Annotated in this window: 27 protein-coding genes and 1 other RNA gene; 14 read left to right on the top strand and 14 right to left on the bottom strand. The window is 48.8% G+C overall.

The window, feature by feature from the left end:
• Window positions 1-323: 323 nt before the first annotated feature.
• Window positions 324-2,756, bottom strand: a complete 2,433-nt coding sequence (gene gyrA, locus GA004_RS00510; RefSeq protein WP_283395327.1) for a DNA gyrase subunit A — start codon at window positions 2,754-2,756, stop codon at window positions 324-326.
• 36 nt (window positions 2,757-2,792) lie between these two features.
• The gene (gyrB, locus tag GA004_RS00505) at window positions 2,793-5,318 is read right to left on the bottom strand and encodes a DNA topoisomerase (ATP-hydrolyzing) subunit B (RefSeq protein ID WP_283395326.1); all 2,526 of its coding nucleotides are present in this window, start codon (window positions 5,316-5,318) and stop codon (window positions 2,793-2,795) included.
• Window positions 5,319-5,549: 231 nt separating this feature from the next.
• Between gyrB and GA004_RS00500 the strand changes: the two genes are divergently transcribed.
• The 12 genes from GA004_RS00500 to GA004_RS00445 all read left to right on the top strand — a co-directional run bounded on the left by GA004_RS00500 (window position 5,550) and on the right by GA004_RS00445 (window position 13,964).
• Window positions 5,550-5,957 carry an RrF2 family transcriptional regulator gene (locus GA004_RS00500; RefSeq protein WP_283395325.1) on the top strand — a complete coding sequence of 136 codons (408 nt, stop codon included), beginning with the start codon at window positions 5,550-5,552 and terminating at the stop codon, window positions 5,955-5,957.
• A gap of 62 nt (window positions 5,958-6,019) precedes the next feature.
• Window positions 6,020-6,727, top strand: a complete 708-nt coding sequence (locus GA004_RS00495) for a zinc ribbon domain-containing protein (RefSeq protein ID WP_283395324.1) — start codon at window positions 6,020-6,022, stop codon at window positions 6,725-6,727.
• An RNA gene (gene rnpB, locus GA004_RS00490) (RNase P RNA component class A) lies at window positions 6,728-7,175 on the top strand.
• Window positions 7,176-7,314: 139 nt separating this feature from the next.
• A complete protein-coding gene (locus GA004_RS00485) occupies window positions 7,315-7,506 on the top strand; it encodes a DUF7305 domain-containing protein (protein WP_425492941.1) in 192 nt (63 codons plus the stop codon).
• Window positions 7,507-7,654: 148 nt separating this feature from the next.
• On the top strand, window positions 7,655-7,912 hold the full coding sequence (gene rpsT, locus GA004_RS00480; RefSeq protein WP_283395322.1) for a 30S ribosomal protein S20: 258 nt from the start codon (window positions 7,655-7,657) through the stop codon (window positions 7,910-7,912).
• Window positions 7,913-7,983: 71 nt separating this feature from the next.
• Complete coding sequence (locus GA004_RS00475; protein WP_283395321.1) at window positions 7,984-8,796, top strand: pseudouridine synthase; 813 nt, start codon at window positions 7,984-7,986, stop codon at window positions 8,794-8,796.
• A 189-nt stretch (window positions 8,797-8,985) separates the two neighbouring features.
• The gene (locus tag GA004_RS00470; protein WP_083794420.1) at window positions 8,986-9,081 is read left to right on the top strand and encodes an AURKAIP1/COX24 domain-containing protein; all 96 of its coding nucleotides are present in this window, start codon (window positions 8,986-8,988) and stop codon (window positions 9,079-9,081) included.
• Between the two features lie 481 nt (window positions 9,082-9,562).
• Window positions 9,563-10,597 (top strand): hypothetical protein, encoded by a 1,035-nt coding sequence (locus GA004_RS00465; protein ID WP_283395320.1) that lies wholly within the window; start codon window positions 9,563-9,565, stop codon window positions 10,595-10,597.
• Complete coding sequence (locus GA004_RS00460; RefSeq protein ID WP_283395319.1) at window positions 10,594-11,220, top strand: hypothetical protein; 627 nt, start codon at window positions 10,594-10,596, stop codon at window positions 11,218-11,220. The genes GA004_RS00465 and GA004_RS00460 overlap by 4 nt, the downstream gene beginning before the upstream one ends.
• 2 nt (window positions 11,221-11,222) lie before the next feature.
• On the top strand, window positions 11,223-11,813 hold the full coding sequence (locus GA004_RS00455; protein ID WP_283395318.1) for a hypothetical protein: 591 nt from the start codon (window positions 11,223-11,225) through the stop codon (window positions 11,811-11,813).
• 6 nt (window positions 11,814-11,819) lie between these two features.
• A complete protein-coding gene (locus GA004_RS00450) occupies window positions 11,820-12,284 on the top strand; it encodes a hypothetical protein (RefSeq protein WP_283395317.1) in 465 nt (154 codons plus the stop codon).
• A 6-nt stretch (window positions 12,285-12,290) separates the two neighbouring features.
• Complete coding sequence (locus GA004_RS00445) at window positions 12,291-13,964, top strand: type II secretion system protein GspD (protein ID WP_283395316.1); 1,674 nt, start codon at window positions 12,291-12,293, stop codon at window positions 13,962-13,964.
• Between the two features lie 120 nt (window positions 13,965-14,084).
• On the opposite strand, the gene GA004_RS00440 is transcribed toward GA004_RS00445, so the two are convergent.
• From GA004_RS00440 to GA004_RS00415, 6 genes are all read right to left on the bottom strand, one after another.
• The gene (locus GA004_RS00440) at window positions 14,085-14,504 is read right to left on the bottom strand and encodes a secondary thiamine-phosphate synthase enzyme YjbQ (RefSeq protein WP_283395315.1); all 420 of its coding nucleotides are present in this window, start codon (window positions 14,502-14,504) and stop codon (window positions 14,085-14,087) included.
• 13 nt (window positions 14,505-14,517) lie between these two features.
• Window positions 14,518-15,582: a S1C family serine protease gene (locus GA004_RS00435; RefSeq protein WP_283395314.1), complete on the bottom strand. Its 1,065-nt coding sequence runs from the start codon at window positions 15,580-15,582 to the stop codon at window positions 14,518-14,520.
• 3 nt (window positions 15,583-15,585) lie between these two features.
• Complete coding sequence (locus GA004_RS00430; RefSeq protein WP_283395313.1) at window positions 15,586-16,164, bottom strand: hypothetical protein; 579 nt, start codon at window positions 16,162-16,164, stop codon at window positions 15,586-15,588.
• A gap of 17 nt (window positions 16,165-16,181) precedes the next feature.
• A complete protein-coding gene (locus GA004_RS00425) occupies window positions 16,182-16,811 on the bottom strand; it encodes a sigma-70 family RNA polymerase sigma factor (protein ID WP_283395312.1) in 630 nt (209 codons plus the stop codon).
• Window positions 16,812-16,906: 95 nt separating this feature from the next.
• Window positions 16,907-17,944 carry a polyprenyl synthetase family protein gene (locus tag GA004_RS00420; protein ID WP_283395311.1) on the bottom strand — a complete coding sequence of 346 codons (1,038 nt, stop codon included), beginning with the start codon at window positions 17,942-17,944 and terminating at the stop codon, window positions 16,907-16,909.
• Between the two features lie 188 nt (window positions 17,945-18,132).
• On the bottom strand, window positions 18,133-19,113 hold the full coding sequence (locus GA004_RS00415) for a KpsF/GutQ family sugar-phosphate isomerase (protein ID WP_283395310.1): 981 nt from the start codon (window positions 19,111-19,113) through the stop codon (window positions 18,133-18,135).
• Window positions 19,114-19,200: 87 nt separating this feature from the next.
• Between GA004_RS00415 and GA004_RS00410 the strand changes: the two genes are divergently transcribed.
• Window positions 19,201-19,959, top strand: coding sequence for a LysM peptidoglycan-binding domain-containing protein (locus GA004_RS00410; RefSeq protein WP_283395309.1), 759 nt, complete (start codon window positions 19,201-19,203; stop codon window positions 19,957-19,959).
• Between the two features lie 16 nt (window positions 19,960-19,975).
• Here the strand turns inward: GA004_RS00410 and GA004_RS00405 are convergent, their stop codons facing one another.
• From GA004_RS00405 to GA004_RS00390, 4 genes are all read right to left on the bottom strand, one after another.
• The gene (locus tag GA004_RS00405; RefSeq protein WP_283395308.1) at window positions 19,976-20,443 is read right to left on the bottom strand and encodes a hypothetical protein; all 468 of its coding nucleotides are present in this window, start codon (window positions 20,441-20,443) and stop codon (window positions 19,976-19,978) included.
• Window positions 20,444-20,495: 52 nt separating this feature from the next.
• Entirely contained in the window at window positions 20,496-22,043 is a 1,548-nt protein-coding gene (locus GA004_RS00400) for an apiosidase-like domain-containing protein (RefSeq protein WP_283395307.1), read from the bottom strand.
• Between the two features lie 31 nt (window positions 22,044-22,074).
• Window positions 22,075-22,524 carry a DUF5069 domain-containing protein gene (locus GA004_RS00395; RefSeq protein WP_283395306.1) on the bottom strand — a complete coding sequence of 150 codons (450 nt, stop codon included), beginning with the start codon at window positions 22,522-22,524 and terminating at the stop codon, window positions 22,075-22,077.
• A 135-nt stretch (window positions 22,525-22,659) separates the two neighbouring features.
• Window positions 22,660-24,159, bottom strand: a complete 1,500-nt coding sequence (locus GA004_RS00390; RefSeq protein WP_283395305.1) for a PLP-dependent transferase — start codon at window positions 24,157-24,159, stop codon at window positions 22,660-22,662.
• A 122-nt stretch (window positions 24,160-24,281) separates the two neighbouring features.
• On the opposite strand from GA004_RS00390, the gene GA004_RS00385 reads away from it, so the two are divergent.
• The gene (locus GA004_RS00385) at window positions 24,282-25,037 is read left to right on the top strand and encodes an exodeoxyribonuclease III (RefSeq protein WP_283395304.1); all 756 of its coding nucleotides are present in this window, start codon (window positions 24,282-24,284) and stop codon (window positions 25,035-25,037) included.
• Window positions 25,038-25,047: 10 nt separating this feature from the next.
• Here the strand turns inward: GA004_RS00385 and GA004_RS00380 are convergent, their stop codons facing one another.
• Complete coding sequence (locus tag GA004_RS00380) at window positions 25,048-25,407, bottom strand: YkvA family protein (RefSeq protein WP_283395303.1); 360 nt, start codon at window positions 25,405-25,407, stop codon at window positions 25,048-25,050.
• Between the two features lie 395 nt (window positions 25,408-25,802).
• A complete protein-coding gene (locus GA004_RS00375) occupies window positions 25,803-26,117 on the bottom strand; it encodes a DUF6370 family protein (RefSeq protein ID WP_283395302.1) in 315 nt (104 codons plus the stop codon).
• Between the last annotated feature and the right edge of the window lie 198 nt (window positions 26,118-26,315).

Genomic DNA, 26,315 nt, shown 5'->3' with positions numbered 1-26,315 from the left:
TCTGTGAACAACAGATTCCGCGGGACTGTTAAGAACCAGAGACACAGAATCCCTGTGAAGAAAAACGTTTCCTTACAGAAAAGAGGGGTTTTAAATTTTTTGTCGTTAGATTACGCCTGGCTCAAAACGTGCAGGAACTGAGGCTACAAGACGCATGGAAGTTCTGTTAAACAGTTCAAACTGCTCCAGATTGAGCAAGAAAAAACGGCTAAAACACGCTTAACTAGGGGTTTCCGTTAGGCGATTTTGGTGAATCAGGCCATATGAAATGTAAAATATCTTATCTTTGACGAGATTGGCAAGATTCCGCGTGGGATCGATTTCTAGAGGCTTTCCCCATCATCGTCTTCAACTTCGACGATCCGCGCAACTCCGAGAAGGAGGTCTCCTTTGTTTAAATTGATGCAACGGACGCCCTTGGTCGCTCGGCCAATCACGCTGATTCCAGACACCTTCGTCCTGACAGCCTGACCATTTTTCGTTAGCATCATCATTTCGTCCGACTCAAACACCGTCAACGCTCCGGAAACGCCTGAAGTTCGGGCTGCAATAACTCCACTCCCTCCGCGCTTTTGAGTCGGATACTCTTCGAACTTCGTCCGCTTCCCCTGTCCACTTAGGCCGCAGATGAGGAGAGTCCTTTCGTTGTTGACGACCTCCATCGCTTTGGCTTCGTCGCCCTCTTTCAAGCGTATTCCACGGACCCCGCGAGTGGCGCGGCCTTGGTCGCGCAAGTCGGTCTCCGGAAATCGGATTGCTTGGCCTTTCAGGGTTATGATGACTAGATCGTCCTCACCACTTGTTAGCTTGGCCGAGATAAGGTCATCCCCTTCATCAATATTGATTCCGATGATCCCTCCGCGGCGGAAATTTTTGTAGTCGATCAGATTAGTTTTTTTAACGACCCCATTCTTGGTACACATTACCAAGTGATGCGTATCCACTATTTCCTTAAGGCAAATCATAGCGGCGATTTTTTCCCCCTCTTGCAATTGGAAAACTCGTGCGATGGAGCGACCTTTGGAGGTTCGGGCGCCTTCGGGAATCTCGTATACCTTTTCCACGTACACGCGACCATTGTTCATGACGAAGAAAATGTAGTCATGCGTATTAGCGGTGAATATGTGCTCGATGAAATCCTCGTCATAAGTATTACCGCCTTGAACGCCTTTCCCGCCTCGCTTCTGGGTGCGGTATTCACTATCGCTAGTACGTTTGATGAATCCTTTGTGGGAAACGGTGATGAAGCAGCCTTCGCGAGGGGTCATGTCCGCTTTTGAAATGTCGCCTTCGTAGGGAACGATTTCACAGCGCCGAGGGGACCCGTACTTCTCCTTCTGTTCAAGCAGTTCGGTTTTGATGATTTCGAGCAACTTCTGTTCGCTTTCCAGAATGCTTCGCAGCTCTTCTATCAGCTTGATGAGCTCTGCGTACTCCTCTTCGATCTTGCCTCGCTCCATACCGGTGAGCTGGTAGAGTCGAAGGTCGAGAATCGCAGCAACCTGTCGATCGGAAAGAGGATACTTCCCTTGCAGCCTCTCTTTCGCTTCATCGCGATTTACGGAAGACCGAATGATCTTTATGAAGTCGTCTAGGTTATCGAGAGCTATTTTGTATCCCTCGAGGATATGGGCCCTGTCTTCCGCTTTTTTGAGTCGAAATGCGGTACGGCGGTAGATGACATCGCGGCGATGATCAATGTAGCAATTGATCAGTTCCTTGATGTTCATCTGCTTGGGACGATGATTGTCCAAGGCGAGGAGATTGACGCCGAAGCTGCTTTCAAGCGCTGTTTTCTTGAACAGCTTTGACATGATGACTTCAGGGAATTCGCCCCGTTTCAGTTCGATGACAATACGAGTGTTTTCGTCTGATTCGTCTCGGAGATCACTGATCCCCTCAATGTCCTTTGAGGAAACGAGATCTGCGATTTTTGTCACAAGGACTGCACGATTAACATTGTAGGGGATTTTGGTGATGACGAGTCGATCGCGATCATTGTCCATCTCCTCTTTTCGCATTATGCCGCGAATGCGAACAATGCCTCGACCCGTGCGCATGTACTCGTCGATGCCTTTGCGGCCAACGATTTGGCCCCCAGTTGGAAAGTCCGGACCTTGGATGTATGTAGCGAGCTCGTCGATTTCGATGTTTGGATTATCTATCTGAGCGCAGATCCCGTCGATAAGCTCGTCAAGATTGTGGGGTGGAATATTGGTAGCCATCCCCACTGCGATCCCCGTTGAACCGTTCATGAGAAGATTCGGTAGTCCCGCAGGAAGCACATCAGGTTCAGTGGTGCTTTCCTTGTAGTTAGCGACAAAGTTGACTGTGTCTTCGTCGATGCACCGAAGAAGGTCCTCTGCAATATTGGTTAGCCGACATTCGGTATATCGATAAGCCGCGGCAGAGTCGCCATCAACAGATCCAAAGTTGCCTTGGGGATCGATCAGGGGATATCGCATAACCCACTTTTGAGCCATACGAACGAGAGTGTCATAGACGGAGGAATCGCCATGAGGGTGATAGTTCTTTAGTACTTCACCAACAACGCCGGCACATTTGTCGAATGACCGGTTGTGGAGCAGGCCTTCGCGAAACATTGCGTAAAGAATGCGTCGCTGAACAGGTTTGAGCCCATCCCGGGCGTCGGGCAGAGCTCGACTGACTATGACTGACATCGAATAATCGATGTAGGCCGTCGACATGATGTCTGTGATGCTGGCTGAAGAAATGCGTTCGGATGCTGGGTCCATGCGTATCTAATTATTGATTACGTAAATTGAAAGGTACTAGACGTCTAGGTAAGAGACGTTTAGAGCATTGTCTTCGATGAATGCCCTTCGTGGCGCGACTTCTTCACCCATAAGGATCGTAAACATTTCATCCGCCTTGGCGGCGTCATTGATATTCACTTTTAGTAGTTGTCGCTTTTCTGGGTCCATCGTGGTTTCGAAAAGCTGCTTGGGGTTCATTTCACCTAGACCTTTATATCGTTGAATGGACAGGCCTTTTCGTCCCAGGAGTCGAATTTGATTGAGAATATCCATATTCGAGGAAATTTCGATCGTGTTCTCGTTTTTCTGCCCTTCGTTTTCCAGTATCGTGTAGATCGGAGTTTCCGATGGCTGGAAATGGGTTGGGTCGAGCCCTATGTCTTCGATCTCTCGCATCAATTTGGACATTTCATTTGCCTCGAAAATCTCGAATAACGAGATCCGCTTGGAGGTGCCTGCCTCGTCGTTCTGTATGGTAATAGTCGCGTTTTCGCTATCAAGCTCTTCGGAGCCGATTCCCGCGTTTTGCACAAATGTGGCACGTTCAGCCTCGGTGGTCAGGAAAGTGTAGAACTCCTCGTTTCCTTCGCGTACTCGTGCGAGATAGCGCGGCAGCGTGTACTCTTCTTTTGAATACTGCTCCAGATACTCGCTGAGCGAAGCGCCGTGTCTGGATACTGCACCGCCAATTCGCTCCAGCTGAGCAAAGATTTCAACGATCTGGTCAATTTGAGAAGGATTGAAGATGTGTCCGTCGTCTAAACGGGTCATCTTTACGTCCTCAGTGCCAAGTTCCAGAAGGATTCGGTTGAGTTGCTCGTCGTTGTCAATGTACTGCTCGCGTCGCTTCCGCTTGATTTTGTATAGGGGAGGCTGGGCGATGTAGACGTATCCCGTTTCGATGAGTTCTTTCATCTGGCGGTATAGGAATGTCAAAAGCAGGGTACGAATGTGAGAACCGTCGACGTCCGCATCCGTCATGATGATGATCTTATGGTATCGGGCTTTCTCAATTTTGAAGCCATGATCCCCCTCAATGTCCCCAATGCCGCAGCCAATTGCGGTGATCATGGTTCGGATTTCATTGTTGGAAAGAACTTTGTCGATCCGCGCCTTTTCAGAATTGATCAGCTTACCTCGCAGGGGAAGGATAGCTTGGGTCCGGCGATCACGACCTTGCTTGGCGGATCCACCCGCGGAATCACCCTCCACGATGTAAAGTTCACTCTCATCCGGTTTCCGTGAAGAACAGTCCGCGAGCTTTCCGGGAAGACCTCCTCCTGAAAGTGCTCCTTTACGAACCGTTTCCCGCGCCTTTCGTGCGGCTTCGCGGGCACGTGCTGCGTTGAGGCATTTGTCGATAAGCCTTTTCGCGAGTTTGGGGTCGGTTTCGAAGACGTACTTCAGACGTTCGCCCACGATCTTCTGTACGATGCCATCGACTTCCGAGTTGGAGAGTTTGGTCTTGGTCTGTCCTTCGAATCTGGGTTCGGGAACTTTAACGGATACAACCGCGACGAGTCCTTCGCGAGCGTCGTCGCCAGTGATGGCTGGATCCTTGTCTTTGAGCAAATTGTTGGCCCTAGCAAATTGATTGATCACGCGAGTCAATGCGGTGCGGAATCCAGACAAGTGGGTGCCTCCCTCAATATTGAAAATCGAGTTGGCGTAGGCAAACAGTTGCTCGTTGTAGGAATCGTTATACTGCAGCGATACATCGACTCCGGTTGCGGGGCCATCAGGGTCGTTTGGATCGGGGAATGTATCGCCGAAAGAAATGGGATCTTCGTGGAGGACGTTCTTCGAGCGGTTCAGGAACCGAATGTATTCCGCTATACCGTCATTGAACTGAAAATTCTCACTTTTGCTGGAACGCTCGTCACTGACCGTTATGTGGATTCCAGGGTTCAGGAAAGCGAGTTCGCGCAGACGCTTGGCGAGAATGTCGTAATGGAAAGTTCGGGTTTCCAAGAAGATAACCGGGTCCGGCTTAAAGCTAATCTTTGTGCCGGTCTTTTTGGTTTCACCGACAACCGCGAGTTTCTTGGTCGTGATACCCTGACTGAAGCTCATCTGATGGATTTTGCCATCCTTGCGAACTTCTGCCTCAAACCACTCGGAAACGGCGTTGACACACTTGGCTCCCACACCGTGCAAGCCACCGGAAACCTGGTAGGCGCCTTTGCCGAACTTTCCACCTGCGTGGAGGTTGGTAAGCACCAATTCGAGAGCCGGCATATCATACTTAGGGTGAATGTCTACCGGAATGCCGCGCCCGTCATCCTCGACGGAGCAGGAGCCATCCAAGTGAATGGAGACTTTGATGTTTTTGCAAAACCCGGCGAGAGCCTCGTCAATGGAATTGTCTACTACCTCAAAAACGCAATGGTGAAGGCCGCGCTCGTTCGTGTCACCGATATACATGTCAGGGCGTTTGCGCACACCCTCTAGGCCTTCTAGCTTTTGAATATTCGAGGAGTCGTAGCTTGCGGAGCCTTCGTGATTTATGGGAATATTTTCGGCGTCGGTCTGGGAATCCATATAGTAGCTTTTGTCGTTGTAAAAGGTTTCAAATTGATCAGGCGATCACAACCTTTTTCTATGATAAAAACGCGCAATAGAATCGTCTGGATGAAGGCGTGCAAGGACCTTTTTCGTGTATATCCACCTACTGGGTTTTTTGGGTCGAAAGAGCCCGCTTTGAAGGGGTTTATTTGCTTTTGTACTCGATTGGGTGTCGAGAGGTCTCCAGCATAGTCGGAATTGATGAAAATGACCGTGAAACTAGAATACGCGTGCCGCGCCTTGGTCCAGTTAGCGAAGCGGTATGAAGGTTCTGGCGTTTCCAGTATCGAGGAGCTGGCCAATGTGGAAAAAATCCCGGCGAAATACCTCGCCCAAATATTGAGTGAACTTCGTAACGGAGGACTCGTTGAGAGTCGGAGGGGGAAGCAAGGAGGCTATTTGCTCGCGAGAACCCCAGTCCAAATTTCTATCTCCGACGTGATTTTTTTGATTGAGAGCGAAATGTTTTCGGAGTCTTCGAGGGTTTCGGGGGATTCGGGAGAAGCGGTTGCGAAGGCGTGGGCTGAAATTCAGGAGCGTTTTGAAGAGAGTGTGCGTTCGATCACTTTGGCGGACCTTGCCGTGCGTGAAAATCAGGAGATGTATTACATTTAGGAATTTGGTATCGATGCGCCTTGACGGATTGAAATTATAGCCCTCCAATCTTAGCCGTATATATGGCCACAGATTGCACTACTAGCCTGCTGATCCTCCAGGATCGGGACATGAATTTGCAGCGGATCGAACGCGATTTGGCCCATTTGCCGGTTGAAAAAGCGTCGACACAGAAAAAGAAAGCAGATCTTGAAGCTGAGATCGCGGCGGGAAAGCAACTTGTCAAGGAGCTGGAAGTCCGTGGGAAGATGATCGAAACGGAGATGGGCGATGTTGAACAACAGTTGCTTAAGTACAAAAACCAGCAACTGCTTGTTAAAAAGAACGATGAGTACCAGGCTCTGACTCATGAAATCGAGCTGACTCAGTCAAAGATATCCGATCTTGAGGAAAAAGAAATCGAACTCCTGTACGGGCTGGATGAGGCACGTAAGAAGCAAGGGGAAGATGAAGCGGTTTGCCGCGAGAAGATTGAAGCGGAAAAGCGGTTTTTAGGCCGATTGGATGAAAAAGAGGCGAATTTAAAGAGCGAGATCGATGCGGCAAGGCAAGCGCTGGCTGAGGTTGAAGCAAGTATTGAAAAGCCAATGCTCTCCGTATACCGGCGTGTCTCTAGAGGCTTGAAATTTCCCATCATCGTCGCTCAAAAAGACGCCAAGTGCCAGGGTTGTCACATGCGGGTTTCTTCTTCGGTTGAGGTTGAGGTGATGAAGGGTAACGAAATTACCACTTGCGACAATTGCGGACGCATCCTTTATTTCGACGCCTAGCTTCGGAGCCACACGTTCGCTCCGCCGTTCTTTAATGAATTCGTTCAGCGCAGGCAGTGGAGAGGAAAGTCCGGACGTCACAGGGCAGGATTCCTCGTGAAAGCGGGGAAGGCTCGCTTCAAGGCGAGTCGATGGATAGCGCCACAGAAAATACACCGCCCACCTTCGCCAAGGCTTCGGCGGGCAGGTCTCTTTCGGGAGATCTGTTTGGTGAAGGAAGGTAAGGTTGAAATGGTGGGGTAAGAGCCCACCGCCGCTCCGAGCAATCGGGCGGGCAGGGCAAGCCCAATCCGACGCAAGATAAAATAGGGGGCAGAGCGGCCCGTTTTTTATGCCCCGGGTATGTCGCGCCTTTTTCGAAAGGGTTCCGCATTCGTGCGGGACAGATAAATGAACGTGGCCCTGCTTCGGCAGCGTACAGAATCCGGCTTATAGGCTCCGGAGCTAGAATTTTTATAAGGGCACTTGGTCTAACGTTTTTGATGGATCCGGGACCTGGATCTCACGGGGCGGGGAGCCTTGAATGACGAGCAAAACCCAGAAGCTTTCTAGGTTGGGGAACCGCGGCATCGGGTGCAGGCCAGTCAATTAAGGTGGCGGGCAACGGGGATTTTGCCGGCGTTCTCTACGCTCATAATGCTGATCTAGAGATTAAGGGGAACGGAAACGTTTCGGGAGCCGCGGTGGGTGAAAACATTACTTTAACCGGAAACGCGGCGTTTCACTATGATTTGAACTTGAAGAACCTGGACAGCGATGGGTCCTATGCGGATCAGTAGATGGCTCGAGCTGCGTGGAAACTCAGAGTGGCTAGACTTCTCCAACACCACGAGCTTGGCTAATCCAATTTCAACCCTGTAAAAGCCTCGCTATATCTCGTGTAAATGCCTTGACACGGAAGGAAATTGGCGAAATATCCGCCCCCCAATGGCAAATACCAAGTCAGCACAGAAGAACAACCGTAAGACGATCGCTCGTACGCTGCGCAATCGTGCACGCAAGACCCGTCTAAAAACGTTGGCTAAGAAGGTTCAGACGCTCGCGGAGTCCGGCGACAAGGAAGGGCTCAAGGCGGCGGCTACTGACTATATATCGGCCATGGACAAAGCGGCAAAGACGAATCTAGTTCATCGCAACAAAGCGAGCCGCACTAAGGCATCGATGGCGAAGTTGCTCGTGGCTTAGTAAGACATTTTTTTCCTCCTCCCATCTATGAGCTCCCACGTTTTGGCGATGGGGGCTCTTTTTTTAACCGAATGCCCGACACCGCTCCATTTATTTCCTTCCCAGAACGCTACTTGGGCGAGCGATCAGTCAAGTTCCCGTTGCTCGTAGATCATCCGGGTTACTTCGCTATTAACAAGACAGCAGGGCTTGCCTGTTTTAGACATGAGTGGAATGCAGGTAAGCCGGATTTATCAATGGCTTTGCGGAGGGAGCTCCTCAATGAGAAGCCTCAGTTGAAAGCCTTGGGATTAGAAGGTCTTTTTCGCGTATTCAAACTCGATGCGGAATTGAGCGGGGTTCTCCTTTACGCTAAAACTGAGGAGTGGGAGGAGAAGCTGAGAAACGCCTTTGGTTCGCGCCAGATCGTTTTTCGCTACCACTTTCTTGCGAGTACGGAATTCGAGGAACGCGTACTCATTTGTGATTTGCCTATTGCCGCTCACTCAAATGGGAAGCAGATGCTCGTTTCCCACAAGACTGGGAAAAAGTGCGAAACCCGCTTTCAGTACTTGAGAAGCTTCGGGCGTTACCAGCTTTGGGAGGCGAAGACCCGAGACATGCGAGTGCATCAGGTACGAATCCATGCTGCAGAGAGAGGTCTGAACATCGTGGGAGAAGCGGAATACGCGAAAGGCGACCGCATTTTTCTGTCGATGATTAAGAAGGGTTTTCGGCGGGGGAATTCGCCGGAAAACCCGATCTACGATGCACTTTGCGTTCATCTTGTTTCCGTTGAGTTTGAAATTCTGGACGAACCCTGTCCGAGGGCTCAGGCTCCGCTGCCGAAGGGATTCAAAACGCTCTTGAAAAGACTGGATCAATTCAAGGGTCCTCGAGGTTAATTCCCCTATGGCGTCAGTAAATGGAGATTTTGGAAAGTGACCCTGGCTTTAGACAGTCAAGCCAGAAGAGAGCTAGGGTGGTTGAGATCTACCCTGTTTGTAAGGCAATAAAGTGTCGTTTCTTCTTTACAGCGTCTAGGGCACACATCACTTTCTCGGGCTTTTCCAAAAAGTTGAAGATATCATTCTATGGGTAATCTAAAGAAAAAACGTCGTCTTAAGATGTCGAAGCACAAACGCCGCAAGCGTTTGAAGTCGAATCGTCATAAGAAGAAGGCTTGGTAGATTGGTGTAATCCTACAGAGTCCCAATTGAGGTCTCGCGCAGTGTAAAAGATGTCTTGTGCTGACATGCGAAAACGAGAAATTTCAAAGCCCGAACTTTTTAACGGTCCGGGCTTTTTTATAGACCAATGCTTTTTGGGGACTTGGGTTTTGAGAAAGTAACCCGCGTTTTGGCTTCGATTTTTAGGCTGGTACTCAGTCCCCCAAGATCTCGGGGCGTCTTTAGGATTAAGGTAAGCCCGTTACTGTTTTAGAAAGTCGCTATGTCAAATCAACGGAGGTGGATCGGGTCATACTCTCGATTGGAAGCGGGGGCTTTCTTCGTCAGAGAAGGATTCCCTTGAGGGCAATGGCCTACTCAGCGGTGCGGCCTAAGGCTCAAAATGAGGATAACTTCCCTCTATTCGTCTCAATTTAGGAAATGAGGAGTCGATGGGTTTAAGTATACCATCTGGGCGGATATTCGCTCGGGGAATCCAGACATGATTTCCTCAAGTAAAAAGGATTACATAGTAGAGTATCTTCCCGCCTTCATTAGGATGGTTCGGGTAAGCTCGTTCAACGCACCTCCAACGATTGAGGCGATTGAGGAAGTAGAGCTTGGCGAAGGTTCAGAGGCAATTGCTAGCTCGGTAAGAAAGTTTTGCGGCGCGAAAACGAATGGCTACTTGAATGGCACTTGTGTGGTGTATCCGGAGCGCCGGGTTGTTCGACAGGTAGTGATTGACGCTCCAAAAGGGAAAGAAACGGAGTTCGTCTTCAATTTCCTTAACGAACAAATCGAAAACGCTCCTCCTGAATTGGTGGCCCATTGTCTTTCCCCTAAAACGGGTCAGGAATTGGACCCCAGAGAATTTGGTCGCAAGGAAGTGCTCATATGCGGGGTTCCTCACCGAGACATAAACGAGCTGCAACAATCAATGCTTGAGCATGCGATATACCCCAAGAGATTGGAGTTGGGCACGGTTGGCATGCTTGGAGCGGTTCAAGACGCTTTAAAGTGGAAGGATTCAAAGCTCCCTGCGCTCCTGCTTGAATTGGATGAGCGTTCTGCAAACGCCGTAATAATTGGAGCCAACGGGATCGAGATATCCCGTCGAATCGATATGGGATCAAAGGACATTGCAGAGGCACTGAAGTTGGAGCTGAACCTTAAGGATGAAGATGCAGCGATTAGATTGCTTTCTTCTAAGGACTTCGATTTTAGCACTTTTTCTAAAAAAATCATAAGAAAGCTCCTACGTGAGCTTCAATCATCAATTGGCTACTACGAAGTTCAAACCGGACAATCGGTTAATTGGATACACGCAAATTCAAGATCTATTCAGATGAATCGGTTGGAAAGAAGCATGGGAGAGTTCCTGAATTTAGAGTCTTTGAAATTCGATGTTAGAGAATGGCTCGATTCAGTCGGCGTCAGTTTTGCAAGTGATGAGCTTAGGGAAATGGTAGATTCCTCTTGGCTGGGGCTCTTCTCAAGTCTTTGCACTTTTGATAAAGAGGAGGTTGCCGCATGAGTAAGAAGTGGGACAAGAAGGTCCAAGTAGAGGCAGAGCTGAACTGGCGTCCTGACTTTCGTGATCGTCAATCTCTGCCTGATATAAAAACCGTCAGGACAACTTTCTTCATTTCGGCTATAGCGGTAACAATAGCCCTGATGAGTGTTATGCACGTAGGATTCCAAGAATATACCATCTACTCGCTTGGGAAAAAGATTGAAGAAGGAAAAGCTGAAATAGCCGCACGCCAGGCCCTTCATGTAAAAGCGATAAGGATGAATAATCTCTTTCTTGCGCAAGAAAACCGTATCGATGAGATAAATACATTTGAAGAAAAACAGTTGGCCGCTAGTGACCTAATACTCGATTCGGGCAAAAGCCTTAGCCCAGGTATGTCACTCCTGAGTATTGATTACATTGATGAAAAAGCAGTATTTCAAGGATTCGTCGTGGCAAGCGAGGAGACAGATTCGCTTTTAAAAGATTATATGGAGAAGCTTCGGAACGTAGATTCGTTGAAAGATCGCTATGCGGACATCAATCAAGTTTCGGTGGAGAGGGAATCCGGCACTGACCTGATCAAGTTTCATTTAGAAGCAGTAAATCCCGAGGAAGGCGACACCTCCAAAAAGAAATCATAGGCATGAATTTTGAGCGATTGATAGAGACGATTAGGAAGAACCTAGTAATCGCGATTTCAGGGGTTGTTACCGCCACCTGCATGACGGTTTACGTTTTGCACAAGGATAAAAAGCCGGACTTGGAATCGGAAATTGAGCAGATCGACATTCGTATTTCGACTATGTTGAGGAATCTCACCAACAGCGCTGGCTTGGAGGAAGATATCGAAGTAGTCAAGAGCCAGATCTCAGAGCTGGATGAGAGAATGTTTCAGTCACAGGAGTTAGCCACAAACTACAATTACTTCTTCAATATTGAAACATCGACGAACGTTTCTCTAAGCGAATTAAAACAAGTTGAGATCGTAACGGAAGACGTAGATCAGAAAAAGCATAAGATGCCGAATCCGATCGTGGATGCCTATGTAAAGATACGGTACGATATGAGAGTCAACGGAACTTATCAAGATTTGGTTTATTTTATGAGAGCTTTAGAAGGAGGTCCATCTTTCTACCAATTGGAGAAGTTCAGGCTGTCGAAGTCATCAACTGGTGGCGACGAGCTTTTATCCATGGATGTATCTTTTTTAATACTCGGGAAGAAAGCGTCTTAGTTCCGTATGAAATTTAGTACTTACAAGATTGTAACCATTTTACTGATGTTAGGATTTGCGGCATCAGGGTACTCGGTTGTCAAAGAACCAGAAGTTCGTAAGGCGAAAATAGAAATAGCGAAACGCCTTTTAAGCAAGCGTGTAGCTCTACCGGACGAGAAGCTTCTGGTTGCAATCGGGGACCCTTTCGACCTTTCGAAAGAGGTCATTGAGGTTGTGGAGGAAGTAGTTGAGGAAAAAGTCTCCGCACATGAATTGATTCCTATGCTAGCCGAGAATGTAAACCCCACTGGGATATTCGCAGTAGGGGGCGAGTATTACCTGATTTTTAATCAGGACAAGGTAAAGTCCGGTGGGACGATTTTTATAGAGTATAAGAAAAAAAAATACAATTTGGAAATAGTAAGGGTTATTCGAAACGCATATAGCCTGCGTATGGAAGATGCAGAGATCGAGATTAAACTAAAGTAGAGAGATATGAACACTGCAAAACGATTAATGTTTGGCACTATACTCTTCGGATGCCTGCAAATCGCGGCATACGGACAGAACGACCAGTCGGACGTTAGTACGGATTCTCCTAGGGAATCTGACGTTGGTAGGCAATTCGACTACTCCACCCCGAGGTTTGAAGAGTCGAGTCCAAGCACGGATACCGGGAGAGGTTTGAGTACGTCCCCATTGAATAGGGAACTTTTGTTGGGTGATACCGATATGATTTCGGTCGACTTTCCAAACGCGGAAATTAGAACAGTTCTACGTAACGTAGCTGATCTCTATATGCTCAACATTGTTATTCCTGAGGGTCTACAAGGGACGACTTCCATTAAGTTACGCGATGTGTCCTGGAAGCAGATTTTCTCAGTAGTCTTGGAGACCACAGAGTACACCTATATAGAGGAAGGGAACATTATTCAGATTATCTCTAACGATACTTTGAATTTTGAGCCTCCAATTACAGATATTTTCATGCTCAACTATGCGGAAGCCAGCGATATTGCGGCTACCGTTGCCAACATGATTGATGCTGAAAAGGGTGGGCGTGTGCAAATAGATGCTAGAACAAATAGTCTGATTGTCACGGAAAGACAATCACGCATGTCAACGATCCGCCAAGTGATTGAGAGACTGGACAAGCCAACGCTGCAAGTAATGATCGAAACCCGATTTGTGGAAGTCACAAATCAGGACGTTTCCAAAATCGGTGTAAAGTGGAATAGCTTGGAAGAGTTCGAAGTCAAAGCTGGAGGAATATCACGTGGATACTCTAACTTAGATACTCGGCTTGGAAACAACACTCGAGGCACTGAGAACACCATAGGAGACAATTTCGGTGAAGTAGATCTTTCAGTTGACGATGCCTCGATTTCGAGTGTGCCGGAATCGCGCAGCGGTCAATTCGTCAATAATTTAACGGGTCAAACTTTGCTAGATGCCTCAACTGCCTCGGACACCAACCTTCAGCAAAGTGCCATTCGCAATTTGACCGATCTTGTTCACGGAGGAGATTTGCAGAGGACGACAAACGCGATTTTCAGTATTAGTCAAATCGGCTACATTTTCAGTGCGCTGAAAACGCAGGGAAACAGTCGCTTGGTATCGCATCCAACCGTGGTAACTCTAAACAACCAGGAAGCTGAAATCTCAATCGGCGAGCAGTTCCCTATTCCGAACTACCAATATAATGAAGAACGTGGATCTTTCGAGGTGGCGGGGTTTGATTACAAAGACATCGGTGTGATTCTCAAAGTTAAGCCTTCGGTCAATAATGAGGGTCTTATTACGCTGAAAGTTAACCCTGAAGTAAGTAGCCGCACCGGTGAGCGTGAGTTCGGTGGAGCAAGTGGAGCAAGTATTCCAATTATCTCTACGCGCCGTACAGAAACTATAATATCACTGAAAGATGGATACACTATGGGTCTAGGTGGATTGTTGCAAGCAAGCTCGATTGAAGAAGAAAGGAAGGTGCCTTTGTTGCAAAAGATTCCAGGTCTAGGAGCGGTTTTCCGTAACAAGGAAAAAGATGGCCAGAAGATGAACCTCCTCATCTTTATCACTGCCAAAATTCTTTCTAGTGGAGATTCTGATTTTGAAGATGTCTTCTCCCAGGCGCAAATGGAAGATGTGGGTTTAGACCCAGACGAAATATGAAATCAGTAATTCACAATAAAGCAAATTTTTACCGGGTCTCTTCTTTCGAGAAAAGGCCCGTTTTATTTTCAGGAACAGGGGAGGCAATTGTTCTGCCCGCGATTCTTATATTCCCAATGGCTACTCGCCGACAATGGAAACGACCAGATGGCGAGTATGCATTTGTATGCGGTGTTCCCAGAGAAAGAGTCCTTGCCAGGTTCCCAAAAGGAGGCTCCCGTTAACAAAGGGGATTGACTCTGAACTCCGGGTGAGGGCGGTTTTGATATGACTGGGCATGTCGTCCGGCCCTTCGTATGTATGAGTAAAGTGGGGGTTGTTGTCGGGCACAAGACGGTTTAGATAGTTTTCAAGATCGTGGCGGGCGGAAGGATCGGCATTCTCCATTAGGACAAGGCTACAGCTGGTGTGGCGACAGAAGACGTTAAGGGTGCCATTCCCCAGACCGGATGATCTAAGAGCGTTTCTTACTTTGTCGGAAATTTCGTAAGTTCCTTGGCCGTTGGTTTCGATATGAAACTCGGTATGCTGGATCTTCATTTTGGGCAAGAGACTAGTTGTTTGATGAACCGACTGTATTGCCTTCTGCGATGTGGTCCTCTTCAGGCTCGAGCAAAATAGCAAAATCGAGTTCCTTCTGGTCTCGCTTGATTGTGAAAAGGAGGAAATCGCCCGGGTCTTTGAAGAAAATACTGTCACGCAAGTCGTTTAGATCCGCAATTTGCGATCCCTCGAGGTTCAGTATTTCATCCCCTGGCTGAAGACCGCTTCGTTCTGCAGGGCTTCCCGGAACGATGGACTTAACCAGGACGCGTTTCCCAATATTGTAGGTGTCTGGTTTCTCCTCAAACTCGATAGGCAGTAAGCCGTATCTGACTTTCTGATGCTGTGTAAGGTGAGAGACAATTCTTGCTAGAGCCTTGGTTGGGATTATGTATGATGAATCCACTTCGGGTAAAGTGGCTATAACAATACCGATAAGTTCGTTATCAGCATCGAAAGCGGGCGATCCACCCTCGGCAGGTCCGATAGAAATGCTGAGGCGAGTATAGGTCAGGGGAAAGACTACTTCAGCAAAGTGGCTCTCGTAACCGGTGACGAGCCCAAATTTAGGAGTAGGACTGAAGTCGAGTGGGCTTGTTACGGAAAACGCCAGAGCTCCGATTTCGAGGCTTTCCTTGTCTTCGATTAGTTCGATGTAATCGAAGGAATCGGGCAAATTAATCACCTGCAGGAGAGCCACATTCGTACGGGCGTCTGATCCGACAATATCCGCGAGAAATGATATGCCACCCTTTTCAATCCAAACTCGGGTAGCGTTGTCAGTGGGAAGATAGCTTGTCAGCACTTGTCCTTTCTCGCTGATAAAGAAACCGGAAAACACTCTAAGTACGACTTTTGGCTCGTTGTTCTCAGAGAGGGTCTCGGTGGCAACCTTTACCCGAACGACGGCGTTTTTGCGATCCTGGTAAATTCCCTGGACCGCTTTCTGCAGATCGAGCACGCTACCCCTGCTTTGACCGTAGGCGACCTGAGAGCTTACAAGCAGGCTGGTGGCAAGAATTACGACTGAAGCTCGTGCCTCCATAGGGGCACGTTTGAGTAGCCGAATGAACATGGGCTAAAAATGGCTCCAAGTACCGATGACTTTGGCGCCCAAATCGGTTCCGGAATTGATGTGGCCAGCGGTGAACTTTTTAGGTTCAGCGATAATCTGATAGTTAACAGGAATCGACTTTTTCGTCAGAGCGTTGATTTCGTAGGAGGGAGTTGCATTGATCCCGTATGAGAAATCAACTTCGTTTGCCTCAGCTTGTGGATGGAGATCATTGACTACAAAAATAGGCTGATCGATGGCAGAAGCGTCGTCGGCTTCGGGGTGCATTGGCTCCGTTTGAGTGGGGCTGGTCGTGGTTTGTCCTCCTGTGAAATAATCGCTTTGTGATACAGTAAAGATACCAAGTGCCAATATGCTTGCCGTAGCTGTAGCTGCTGCGGACTTCCGAGCAATTAGAATGGAAAGCTTTCCAACCCTTTCATACCATGACTGCGTGCGGACAAGAGCGGCGAGTTGCTTGCTTCGTATTTCCTCGTCAAACTTGAACCAAAACGCTTCGTCGGGCTTCTCCTGGCGCTTCAGCTGTATCAGATGACTAAGGCGTTCGTCTTCTTTTGGGGAGAATGTTTTCTTAAAGAGCATTTTAGGCTTAGAGAAATTCAACGAATGTAGTCCTCCAACTCGCCTTGAAGGAATTGTTTAGCGTAGTGGAGACGGGATCTAACAGTGCCAATGGACGTCCCAACGATGTCAGCGATTTCCTTGTGACTCAGGCCGTCAATCTCAAACAGGGTGATCACGGTTCTGTGTTTGACCGACAATTTTTGGAAAGCGTCGTTCAGCCTTTCCTGGAGTTCGGTCATCAAGGCTGCTTTGTCCGAGTCGGACTCAGTCTTCAAATTTTCAATGAATCCTTCCGTATGATCCTCCTCGACCATTTTTTCGAAGCTGAAAAAGCGTCGCAGCTTGTTTTTTCGGAGGTGGGTGAGCGAAGTGTTTAACGCGATTCGGTAGAGCCAAGTGAAAAAACTAGATTTCCCCTTGAAGCGGTTGATCGATTGAAACGCTTTGATAAAAGTCTCTTGGGTAAGGTCAGAGGCATCCTCCCGATTGGATGTCAAATTGTAGATCACCGAGTAAACCCGTTCTCGGTACTTGAAAATCAATGAGTCGAATGCGTCTACGTCACCGGCCTGGATCTTTCGTACGATAACGAGATCCTCATCTGCTTCCAATCGCCGCGCAGGCGAAGAAACGAGCGGCTTAGTGATGGTTTTGGTTACACTCATTGGGGTGCGTTTGATAAAAAGCTAACTATTACAGGTCAAATGTCTAGGTTCCTTCGTTAAAAATAGCGAAAATAGGCGAAGTCTCCATCCTAGCATTAGGATCTTGTCCGATTTGACTGGAGGGCTTCTACCTGGTTCCATAAGAGTTCGGTAATCGTGTACAGAAGATCCGCATCTTCGTTACCGGCATAGGAAGTAATTGCTCCCCGGGCGAGCTGAACTTCGCGGAAAATGGCTTTTCGAACGATGTCTATTACACCTAATTCGGCAAGCTTGGATTGCCACATTGAGATGTCGGCCTCGTTTTTACCTGCCAGCGTGTCCCTCAGCAGGGTGGCTTCTGCTGGCGGAAGGCGATCGCGGAGCAAGATGACAGGAAGTGTCGCCTTGCCGGTTGCGATATCAGTGCCCAGCGTTTTTCCGATTTTCTCTTCTGATCCTATCAGGTCGGTAAGGTCATCGTATATCTGATAGGCGATCCCTAAGTGCCGTCCAAAATTCCCGGCAGCCTCGACATAAGGTTGATCTCTTTCGGCCAGACGAGCTCCGAGAAAGCAGGCAACGCTGAAGAGTTCTGCGGTTTTTAGATCTATGACCCTTCGATAAGTAGCTAGATCAATATCAGGATCGCCTCTTTGCATTGTTTGGAGGATTTCCCCCGTACAGACGTTTCGCATGGCGATGGCCACCTTCTCACTGACTTCTGAAGTTGGAAATTGGGTTGCAAGGTATACTGCGTGCGAGAAAAGGGCATCTCCGAGGAGCACAGCCGTGGCGTTTCCATCTTTTTTCGCGACGGTGAGACGGCTGCGGCGAATGTCAGCCTCATCCATAATATCGTCGTGCACGAGGGTCGCAAGGTGGATAGTTTCAATAACCGCAGCAAGTTTCACTAGTCTCTGATCAACAACGCCTTCCCCTTGCCATCCGCTAAAGAAAATTAGGGACGGCCGAATACGTTTACCACCTGTGTCGATGCAATATTCTACGTATTCCCGAATTTCCTCCTCGAAACTGCTGACTTGCCGCAAGAGAAACGAGTCGAGAGTCGACAAGTGGGGGTCGAGCATTTGAAACAGCCCGGAAAGCAGCTTTGACTCACCTAGAATCGGCGTTTGGGAAGCTTGGCTCATGTCGATCGTCGTTTTCAGTTTCTCTTCGTACCTCAGCCAGGCTCGGCTTTAGTCTAAATATGACTGCGTTTTGAAAAATTCCGAAACAAAAATCGCCTCGTTCAAAGCTTAGCCTCAGCCGTTATGTCGCAGAGGTTAAACATTTTAAGGAGAGATCCGGCGGAATTAGGCTCTTTTGAGGTCTGCTTTCAGACCATCTTTACCTTTGTCAAATCCTGTCCGTCGATGACTCCGATGGGTTTGAAATCTGCGTCAACGACAATTAGGTCGTCAATCTTCCGATTTTCGAAGATCCGCAGGGCCTCAACGGCCAGCGAACCAGAGTTGATAGTAATCGGAGCTTGTGTCATGAAACTGGATACTGATTTCCCTAGGAAGTCGGCATCCTCGAGAACGAGCCTTCGAATGTCTCCGTCGGTGAAGATCCCACTCAGCTTGCCGTTCTCGTCTGTAAGGGCGATGCATCCGCTGTTGGGATTTGTCATATGCTGGAGACATTCCTTGCAGGTCGCCTCGTCGCTTGAAATCGCGAATTGCCCAGTCGGACGCATGATTGAATCAACGCTTGCGGCCAGAGATTTGCCGATGCTTCCCCCGGGATGAAACTGCACGAAATCCTCTCGACTGAAGGCTCGCCATTCTAAAATCACCATGGCGAGGGCGTCTCCGATAGCCATAGATGCGGTTGAGCTCGCAGTGGGAGCAAGATCCAGCGGACAGGCCTCCTTGTCTGCGCAGTAGATCAAGCGCTGGTCGCAAAGCTTCGAGAGGGAGGCGTCCGACATAGAAGTCACGGCAACCGTTCGGACTTCGAATCGTTTGAGAATAGGTACGAGTCGAAGGAGCTCTTCGGTCTCGCCGCTGTTGCTAAACGCAAAAAGAGCGTCCCCTTTGCGGCACAAGCCCATATCGCCGTGGAGAGCGTTTACAGGATCTAGAAATGTGGAGGGCGCGCCAATGCTGTTGAATGTTCCGACCAGTTTTCGGGCAATATGGGCACTCTTCCCGATTCCGGAAAAAATGAGCTTTTGCCCATCACTAAGGGAATCGATCACAGTCGCTGCGACTTGAGCGAACGCTGAGTCAAGTTGAGCGCTAGTTTTCGCCAGAGCCTCGGCCTCAATATTAATGCAACGCCGGCCTTTAGCAATTATTTCTTCAGTATCCATTGATTAGGGAGAGAGAATGCGTTTAGCTGATTTCAGACTTGGAAAGTCAAGAAGAGGTGGTCTCATAGTATAAGAGCATTTCCGATCATGATAAGAAGATCCTACGCATCAAAACTTATTTTCGCTCTTATTGGGACGTTCGTGATTGCGGGCTGTTCCGATCGGATGTCTCTCGATGTCCTTAGTGAGACGGAGGATCCCGTGTATCGTAGAGCGAAGGACCTCCTTTCCCGCAACCTCTACAACGAGGCGCTCTCGCAATTTACCAAGATTATATCGAAAAGATCCGGTAACGCCCCCGAGTCCCATCTGGAGGCAGGATTGATTCATCTGGATCACATGGATGACCAGTATTCCGCCATCTATCATTTTAAGCATTATCTAGTTATTAAAAGCCGCGATCCGGACTCGTCGGAACGCAGCGCAGGAATGGCTCGGGTAGAGGACCTGATTAAGACGGCGAAAAAGGATCTGCTCACTACGGAAGACGCGAAAAATTACCGTCTGAAACTATTGGATACGATAGAACAGCTTCGGCGCGAAAACGAGACCCTAAAAAGCCGGTTGGCTGAAACGAGAAATAGCACCCTTAAAATGCCGCAGACTAGGCAGGAACCCGAACGCATCGAGTCCGTGGCATCCAATCGCCAGCTACCTGCCCGGCCGGGAAATCCGCCCGTTGCGGGTACTCGGACTTACGTTGTGAAGGAAGGGGACAGCCTTTATAAAATCAGTAGCGAGGTATATGGGAATGGAGGTCGCTGGATGGAGATCCTAGAGGCAAATAGCTCGGTTTTGCCAAGTGAAAGGCAATTGCAGCCGGGTATGTTCTTGGTGATTCCCTGATTTTTTGTGCATCGATTCAAGAGATGCGGATGATGGTTTTGCCGCCGCCTGCTTGAATGCGGTTGCCAACACTTTTTCCTAACAACTCATTTCCAATGGGAGACCTTGATGAAATGACGGTTATCGTTGAATTGTCATCACAAGGAATTTCCATACCTCCCATTCCAGGAGCGAGAAAGAAGATTTCCCGGCCTTGCGAAGATAGCAAAGTTACGAGGGCCCCGAGCGCAATAGGAGAGGATTGGGTGAAGTCGGGCAGACTAAAGTTTTTTACAGCGGCTAGGCTCTCCCGTAATTCGACGGCATGACGCGCTTGACCGCTTGCCAAGTAGGTTGTTTCCAATCCTCGAGTATCATATTTTCCTTCCGCCCTCGACTCTTCGTGAGTTGCGGATTCAGCCGACTCGATGGCGGCATCGGTAGCTTGTTCGAGATCGGACTCCAGTCGTTGCACGATCACTTGCAGGATTGCAATCTTGTTCATAGTGAATGACCCAGATCCTGATAGAGTTTGCTAAGCAGCGGAGTCCAAGCCTTCAACCACGCTTGGCCCAGACGACCCAGTCGCCCGGTGCTGGAGTTAGAAGCGTCGTAGAGTTTTTCGTTATTTCTGCCTCCCCCTTCCAGAGGCCCGTCATGGGGTTGTACCATTTGATTACTCCGCTGGAAAAGGGTAGTTCGAGAGTTGCGGTCGTGAAGGTTTCACTGGAGTCGGTCGATTCGTCTGAAGGAATGCCGTAATAGCCGTCTGGATTGTGTTCCGCTAATGATTCTGGATTCGCGATGTAGGCGATACATTCGGTATGGTTACTGGACAAGATGGACTTCGCCAGCAGCGGGTTGCTTCCGGTGATCGCATCGTTGGGAATCCAGTTTTCTAGGCTGATTTTAGTGTCATTAAAAAACTTCTTTACCTGAAGGATGTCATGGGCTCCGAATCGGAGGCGGCCGGAATTGCAGGCATCGTAATACCCATCTATGCCTCGCTGATTGCGGTCGAAGGGCTCCGAGGAAATTAAGCCAGAGTATGATGGTAGGGCACCCGATAGGATCGTTCCCCAAAACAGCCGGCGAAAATAGTACCGAGGAAATCGGGGCGGGTATTCCTGTTCTCCGCGATCTTGAGCCAGCGCAACGGGTTTCCTTTCAGTTGCCCTGGCTACTAAGGACTTTTCACCTGTTATTTGACCGAGGGAGAAGATAGACAGAAAGGAAATCCATTTTTTGGAAGTCAAGGTGGGGGGATCGAATCTCTTTCCGCATGATGTGATGAGGGAATACCATGGGTCATTTCCTGCTAGGATTTCTCCGACCATGACGAGGGCGTCCTCCCAAGCAGGATCTTCCCCAGTTAGGTCGTTTGCGATCGACCAATGGACGTTCGGCAGGGCCGCAAATCGTTCAATCGCGTATCGCAGGGCGGAATGGGCGCTGGGTTCTCCCTCTTCGAGTCGTTTCAACTCCTCGAATTCTGGCCCGTAGAGAATAATCTCAAATTGAATTTCCGGATGCCTCTGAAGCGCGTAGTTGAGCCGTAGGTCGATCTCGTCCCAGACTTCGAGGTTGAGTCGTTTTCGATCCGGCTGAAAAAGGTAATCTGGGGATGGGGCGAGCCACGATCGAATTCGATTGAAACCCGCTTGGGCGGCCTGATCAATATAGGGTTTCCAGCGATTCTCCTCATTCGCAAACAACCGGAAGGCAGTGTCGCAAAAGTTTAAATACCACTTCCCACTGTCGTATTGAAACTGTCTTGGGTCTTTTTTAGAGATCGTCAATTTCCCTGGCAGTGGAGATGGACTCGCGTGGAAAGCCCCTGTTTTGATGCATCGGCCTTCCATGTTTTTTGCCTCCCAAGACCACACCCCCTCTTCGTTAATGTAGCAACGCGCTTTCATTAAGCCGTCGCCTGTCAAAAAGCCTCGCGTCGATTTGATAGCGCCGCTCGGTAAAGTATAAGCTACGATTAAGGGCAGGTCGGGGCAGTCGGGACTGCTGGAAGGAAACGAAATCTCATGGCACCCTCTAAGCTGGGCTGAGTTGCTGGTGCAAATGATTGGATCTCGATTTGAAGAGTCGCTCATAGAAAGCCTCTAAGGGAAAGGTTCGGATTACTCACTGAATTCGCTCTTCGTCAAATTCGATCATGTCGGCGAAGCTGATCAGGTCGGTACGATCATCGATGCCCATTTTTCGCTTCGCGCTTGTAAGCGCCTCGCGACCCATTTCGCTCATCCCTTTTTGGACCAACTCTCTATTCCACTTCTCGACGCGAAGATCCGAAGGAAAAATCCCAGCGAGACGATTGTCGATTTCCTCGTCGCTGGAGCTTTCTCTTACGATTTCTTCAACGGTGTCTGGGTCGATACCGAGATGTAGGCAGATAAACCGATCGAAGCCCTTTTTATAGTTTCGTTGGTAGGATCTGCCGAGCTCGTCTTTTACGTGACGTTTCGCTTTGGCTATAAATCGGGGTAAGTGAAGTAGGCCGCAAGCGTGAGGCACGTACGGTGACGGTAGGTCATAGTGGATTTCGCCAGTGTCAGGTCTGCCATTTCGGGACATGCTGGCTGGGTGTAGCGAAGCGTGGTCTTATTACAACTCAATATTGAATCCTCTAACATCACACGCTACTCAGAAAGGGGGACGGGAACAAATCCTAGTGATCGAATCGAATCGCGGGATGAGTTGAAAGCGAATTCAGGAAAGCGCAAAGCGGAGGCTGTCGATAATGGCTGCAACGGGTTCAGTCCCCACGCTAAATCGAATCAGCTCCGGATTGATTCCGGCTTGGGCGAGTTGTTCCCGACCTTTTCTAGTGGATACAAGCTCGTAATGAGCTAGGTACATAAAGGGACATGCTAAGGAGTGTCTCATGCCAAAGCTGGGACCCTTGCAAATAGTGAGGCGATCGTAGAAGCGGGCGAGATCTGATTCTAACTCAAAGGAAATCATTCCTCCGATTGAATTTTCGCTGCGAGCGATTTTCTGGAAATTCGATTGGGACCTTGGCTCATTTGCCCAGTGAACACGACTGACTTTTGGATGGCGATTCAAGTACTCGACGACTTGCATCGTAGACTCGTTGACCCATTCCAAGTGAGGGAGGTATCCGTCAATCTGCTGAGCGAGGCGTTGCTGATTTCGCTCATACGGGTAGTTTACAAACTTCGCAACGCTATCGCAGATAGACTTATTATCTGGGCAATGGTTCATTACAGATACGGCTCCCATGATGACATCTCCTTCGTTGGCGGCGTACTTGGTAAGGCTGTTTACGATGATATCCGCGTAGGGTGAAACATCGACGTTAGCTGGAGAAAGCACAGTGGGGTCCAATACAAGATAGACGCCATGGGTTGTGGCCAATTCTCGAATACGCTCAATATCAATGGATTGTATCAAAGGATTGGTTGGCGTTTCGGTAATTATTCCTGCAAAGGAGTCAGGGTTCTTGGCGAGAAGTGTTTCAAGCTGTTCGAGATCGAAGACGTCGTGCAAATCCTTGTTGGAGCCGCCTCCGTGCGAAAGCTTGTCAAGGATGTGCATCGTATCGGCATATAGCCAGCCAAGTCTGATCCAGGAATGCCGACCTTTGGGGGCTTGGATTTGGTTGACGGCTTGAAATGTCGCGTATATCGCGTTCATGCCAGAGCTCGCTAGGAGAATCGCTTTTGAGGCTTCACCTCCTAAAAGCGGCTGAAGTACGCTGATAATTTTCGCTTCAGCATCTCCTTCGAAGAGCGATTCCAGTTGCACGCTTTTTTGCAGTTTATTGGCGAAGAGATAGTCCTCCGCTTTTCTAGAACAAAGGTAGCCACCAATATGTTGAAGAAAGAGTTTGGCTTCGCGATTCATTGCTTCGCCATGCGGTATTCTGACACCTGATACTCCTTGATGCTTGAGGAATTTGGATTCGGGGCAATCAAGATGGAACTCCAGTAGGTGGGCGATTTCTTCGGATGCCGTTAGCCAAATCGGCTCGTTTGGCTTGTCGAAGAACTCCTGCCAGAAACTCTCGATATGGCGTAGGCATTCGTGCTTCACAAAGCGTGGGTACCCCGAGTTCATACGAGCGAGTATCGAAGGGTCGCGCTCCTCGTAGCCAATCACATCTTCCATTGTAGGCAGACTAACAGACACGGAATGGAGTCTGTCTGGGATACGGTTGCCCAGTGGAATCTGTTCTTCGGAAATCATTTAAATTGGGGGCGACTTTAGAAGGGCCGGGACTCATGTCGAGGACTCAGTTAGTCATGCTTTCCGATAATAGACGTAACTAAACGTTTGCTTGCTACCAATTCAAACCTATCACCGACCGAATGAAATTTATATCCTGGAACGTGAATGGGGTTCGTGCGGCAGTAAAAAAGGGGGCTATGACGTTTTTCGACTCCTGTGGGGCAGACTTCATTTGTCTGCAGGAGACCAAGGCAACAAGCGAAATTGTAGAGAATATTGGTTGGCGAATTGGACTACATGTTTTTGCGAATGAAGCGGAGAAGAAGGGGTATTCGGGGACGGCTATCATCACTCCCCATGAGCCATTGTCCGTTAGCTATGGCCTTGGGCTGAAAGAACACGATAGTGAGGGTCGCGTAGTCACTCTTGAGTACGATGATTTTTTTCTAACCAATGTGTATACGCCCAATTCGCAGAACGAGTTGAAGCGCTTGCCCTACCGGAGGGAATGGAATGAAGCCTTTCTCGCTCGGATGAAGTCGCTGGAGAAATTGAAGCCAGTCGTATTTTGCGGGGACCTGAATGTTGCGCATTCAGAAGACGATCTGGCCAACCCAAAGACGAATCGGAAAAACGCGGGATTCACGGAGGAGGAGCGAGCAGACTTCGATGCAATTGTCGACTCTGGTTTCATTGATACCTTTCGCGAGTTTAAGCAGGGCAAGGGGCACTATTCGTGGTGGAGTTTTCGGGCGAACTCTCGAGCCCGAAATGTTGGGTGGCGTATCGACTATTTCATCATCTCGCAGCTGCTGCGATCTCGACTTAAAGCCGCAGAAATCCTCCCGGAGGTTCTTGGCTCGGACCATTGTCCTGTGACGATGGAATGGAAGTGACATAGCCGGCTCAATCCTCACCGAACCATTTTAGCGCTTTCTGTTTCGCCCTTTCTCTGTGTTCGGGTTTGATATGGGCAGCTACCGTCGCTAGGGCTAGAGCGATAGCGCCCAGGTCGTCAGTAAATCCGAGAATCGGCGTAATGTCTGGGATCGCGTCCAGCGGCAGAATGAAATATCCTAAAGCGGAAAAGATGATCGCTTTTGACTTTTTGGGAGTATCCGGATCTGAAGCGGCAAAGAAAAGGATTAGAGCTTTTTCAACGACTTCGCGCCCAGCGGTTTTGGCGAATTTGGCAATCTTTTCCTTAAGCCCTTCTTCACTATAGTTTTCCGAATAGTCGTTGTTGTTTGGGACCAGGTTGCTCATGTGATGATCGTGGTAGGGTTAACCGTGTTTTTCAGAGGAGGGCTTGTCAAAACGGTAGTTTCGGCGCCTCGGGGCGATTCAAATTTTACTCATTCTGGATTTTTGGGTCCAATTGATAGATAAACGAATGAATAACCAGTGTTCCCGCGTTTATCTATCGTAACTATGTTTTTCCTTCGCATGCTTCCTCCCTGAGCTGTCCTACCGGTTTCACTCCCTACCAACCGAAATCAGAACCTTTTCCTGAGCGACTAAAGTTGTTGCTCGATGAGTGCCAGTTCCTACACGATGAAGTGCTACCTCGGGCGATTTCCTAGTTGAGCGTTCTCTAAATTTAAAAAAATCCCGCTCTTCTCCGGAAGAACGGGATCAAAATGATTAGGCTGGAAGTCGAATCAGCTTTCTTTTTCCTTAACCGCAGTCGGAACAATCAGGAGCTTACCGTCTTCCTTTTTGACGACCCCTGTCACTAGCAAATTTTCGGTTTTGCCCTGACAGAAGTAGGCGCCGTGCTCTAAATTCTTAGTCAGGAGGTAGGTCTTCACCTTGCCGTCTTTTCCTTTTACCTGGAGCGCGTTGGTGCACTTTTTGGCTTCGCCCAAGGAACACTTGGCACAAAGGCCTGTGCCTTCTAGGGTGACTTCTTTATCCTCCGCTAGAAGCGGGAGCGAGAACGCAATGCTCGCGATCAATATCAATAACTTTTTCATATGCAAACTCCTTGATTTAGGGTGCTCGATGATTCTCGAATAGGATAGAAAGGTTAGATTGGCCTCCCAATATTGGCAAGAGTGTAATTAAGTCCTCGTGATTAAAACGTCCCTCAAGTCGGTTGGATTGCATGTAGTGAGGGTTGGGATTGAGACTGTTGTTGAATAACTGATCCTGTTTTGTTCCTATTAGGTCGT

The organism is Candidatus Pelagisphaera phototrophica (assembly GCF_014529625.1).
GTDB lineage: Bacteria > Verrucomicrobiota > Verrucomicrobiia > Opitutales > Opitutaceae > Pelagisphaera > Pelagisphaera phototrophica.
This window is presented reverse-complemented; position numbering and strand designations above follow the sequence as displayed.

Coding starts and splice junctions, on each gene's coding strand:
- GA004_RS00410 (WP_283395309.1), top strand. CDS start 19,201: ATGATAAGAAGATCCTACGCATCAAAACTTATTTTCGCTCTTATTGGG.
- GA004_RS00465 (WP_283395320.1), top strand. CDS start 9,563: ATGATTTCCTCAAGTAAAAAGGATTACATAGTAGAGTATCTTCCCGCC.
- gyrB (WP_283395326.1), bottom strand. CDS start 5,318: ATGGATTCCCAGACCGACGCCGAAAATATTCCCATAAATCACGAAGGC.
- GA004_RS00425 (WP_283395312.1), bottom strand. CDS start 16,811: ATGAGTGTAACCAAAACCATCACTAAGCCGCTCGTTTCTTCGCCTGCG.
- GA004_RS00390 (WP_283395305.1), bottom strand. CDS start 24,159: ATGATTTCCGAAGAACAGATTCCACTGGGCAACCGTATCCCAGACAGA.
- GA004_RS00395 (WP_283395306.1), bottom strand. CDS start 22,524: ATGTCCCGAAATGGCAGACCTGACACTGGCGAAATCCACTATGACCTA.
- GA004_RS00455 (WP_283395318.1), top strand. CDS start 11,223: ATGAATTTTGAGCGATTGATAGAGACGATTAGGAAGAACCTAGTAATC.
- GA004_RS00495 (WP_283395324.1), top strand. CDS start 6,020: ATGGCCACAGATTGCACTACTAGCCTGCTGATCCTCCAGGATCGGGAC.
- GA004_RS00500 (WP_283395325.1), top strand. CDS start 5,550: ATGACCGTGAAACTAGAATACGCGTGCCGCGCCTTGGTCCAGTTAGCG.
- GA004_RS00430 (WP_283395313.1), bottom strand. CDS start 16,164: ATGCTCTTTAAGAAAACATTCTCCCCAAAAGAAGACGAACGCCTTAGT.
- GA004_RS00405 (WP_283395308.1), bottom strand. CDS start 20,443: ATGAACAAGATTGCAATCCTGCAAGTGATCGTGCAACGACTGGAGTCC.
- GA004_RS00400 (WP_283395307.1), bottom strand. CDS start 22,043: ATGAGCGACTCTTCAAATCGAGATCCAATCATTTGCACCAGCAACTCA.
- GA004_RS00460 (WP_283395319.1), top strand. CDS start 10,594: ATGAGTAAGAAGTGGGACAAGAAGGTCCAAGTAGAGGCAGAGCTGAAC.
- GA004_RS00415 (WP_283395310.1), bottom strand. CDS start 19,113: ATGGATACTGAAGAAATAATTGCTAAAGGCCGGCGTTGCATTAATATT.
- GA004_RS00435 (WP_283395314.1), bottom strand. CDS start 15,582: ATGTTCATTCGGCTACTCAAACGTGCCCCTATGGAGGCACGAGCTTCA.
- GA004_RS00450 (WP_283395317.1), top strand. CDS start 11,820: ATGAAATTTAGTACTTACAAGATTGTAACCATTTTACTGATGTTAGGA.
- GA004_RS00420 (WP_283395311.1), bottom strand. CDS start 17,944: ATGAGCCAAGCTTCCCAAACGCCGATTCTAGGTGAGTCAAAGCTGCTT.
- GA004_RS00380 (WP_283395303.1), bottom strand. CDS start 25,407: ATGAGCAACCTGGTCCCAAACAACAACGACTATTCGGAAAACTATAGT.
- GA004_RS00445 (WP_283395316.1), top strand. CDS start 12,291: ATGAACACTGCAAAACGATTAATGTTTGGCACTATACTCTTCGGATGC.
- gyrA (WP_283395327.1), bottom strand. CDS start 2,756: ATGGACCCAGCATCCGAACGCATTTCTTCAGCCAGCATCACAGACATC.
- GA004_RS00440 (WP_283395315.1), bottom strand. CDS start 14,504: ATGAAGATCCAGCATACCGAGTTTCATATCGAAACCAACGGCCAAGGA.
- GA004_RS00375 (WP_283395302.1), bottom strand. CDS start 26,117: ATGAAAAAGTTATTGATATTGATCGCGAGCATTGCGTTCTCGCTCCCG.
- GA004_RS00385 (WP_283395304.1), top strand. CDS start 24,282: ATGAAATTTATATCCTGGAACGTGAATGGGGTTCGTGCGGCAGTAAAA.
- rpsT (WP_283395322.1), top strand. CDS start 7,655: ATGGCAAATACCAAGTCAGCACAGAAGAACAACCGTAAGACGATCGCT.
- GA004_RS00475 (WP_283395321.1), top strand. CDS start 7,984: ATGCCCGACACCGCTCCATTTATTTCCTTCCCAGAACGCTACTTGGGC.
- GA004_RS00470 (WP_083794420.1), top strand. CDS start 8,986: ATGGGTAATCTAAAGAAAAAACGTCGTCTTAAGATGTCGAAGCACAAA.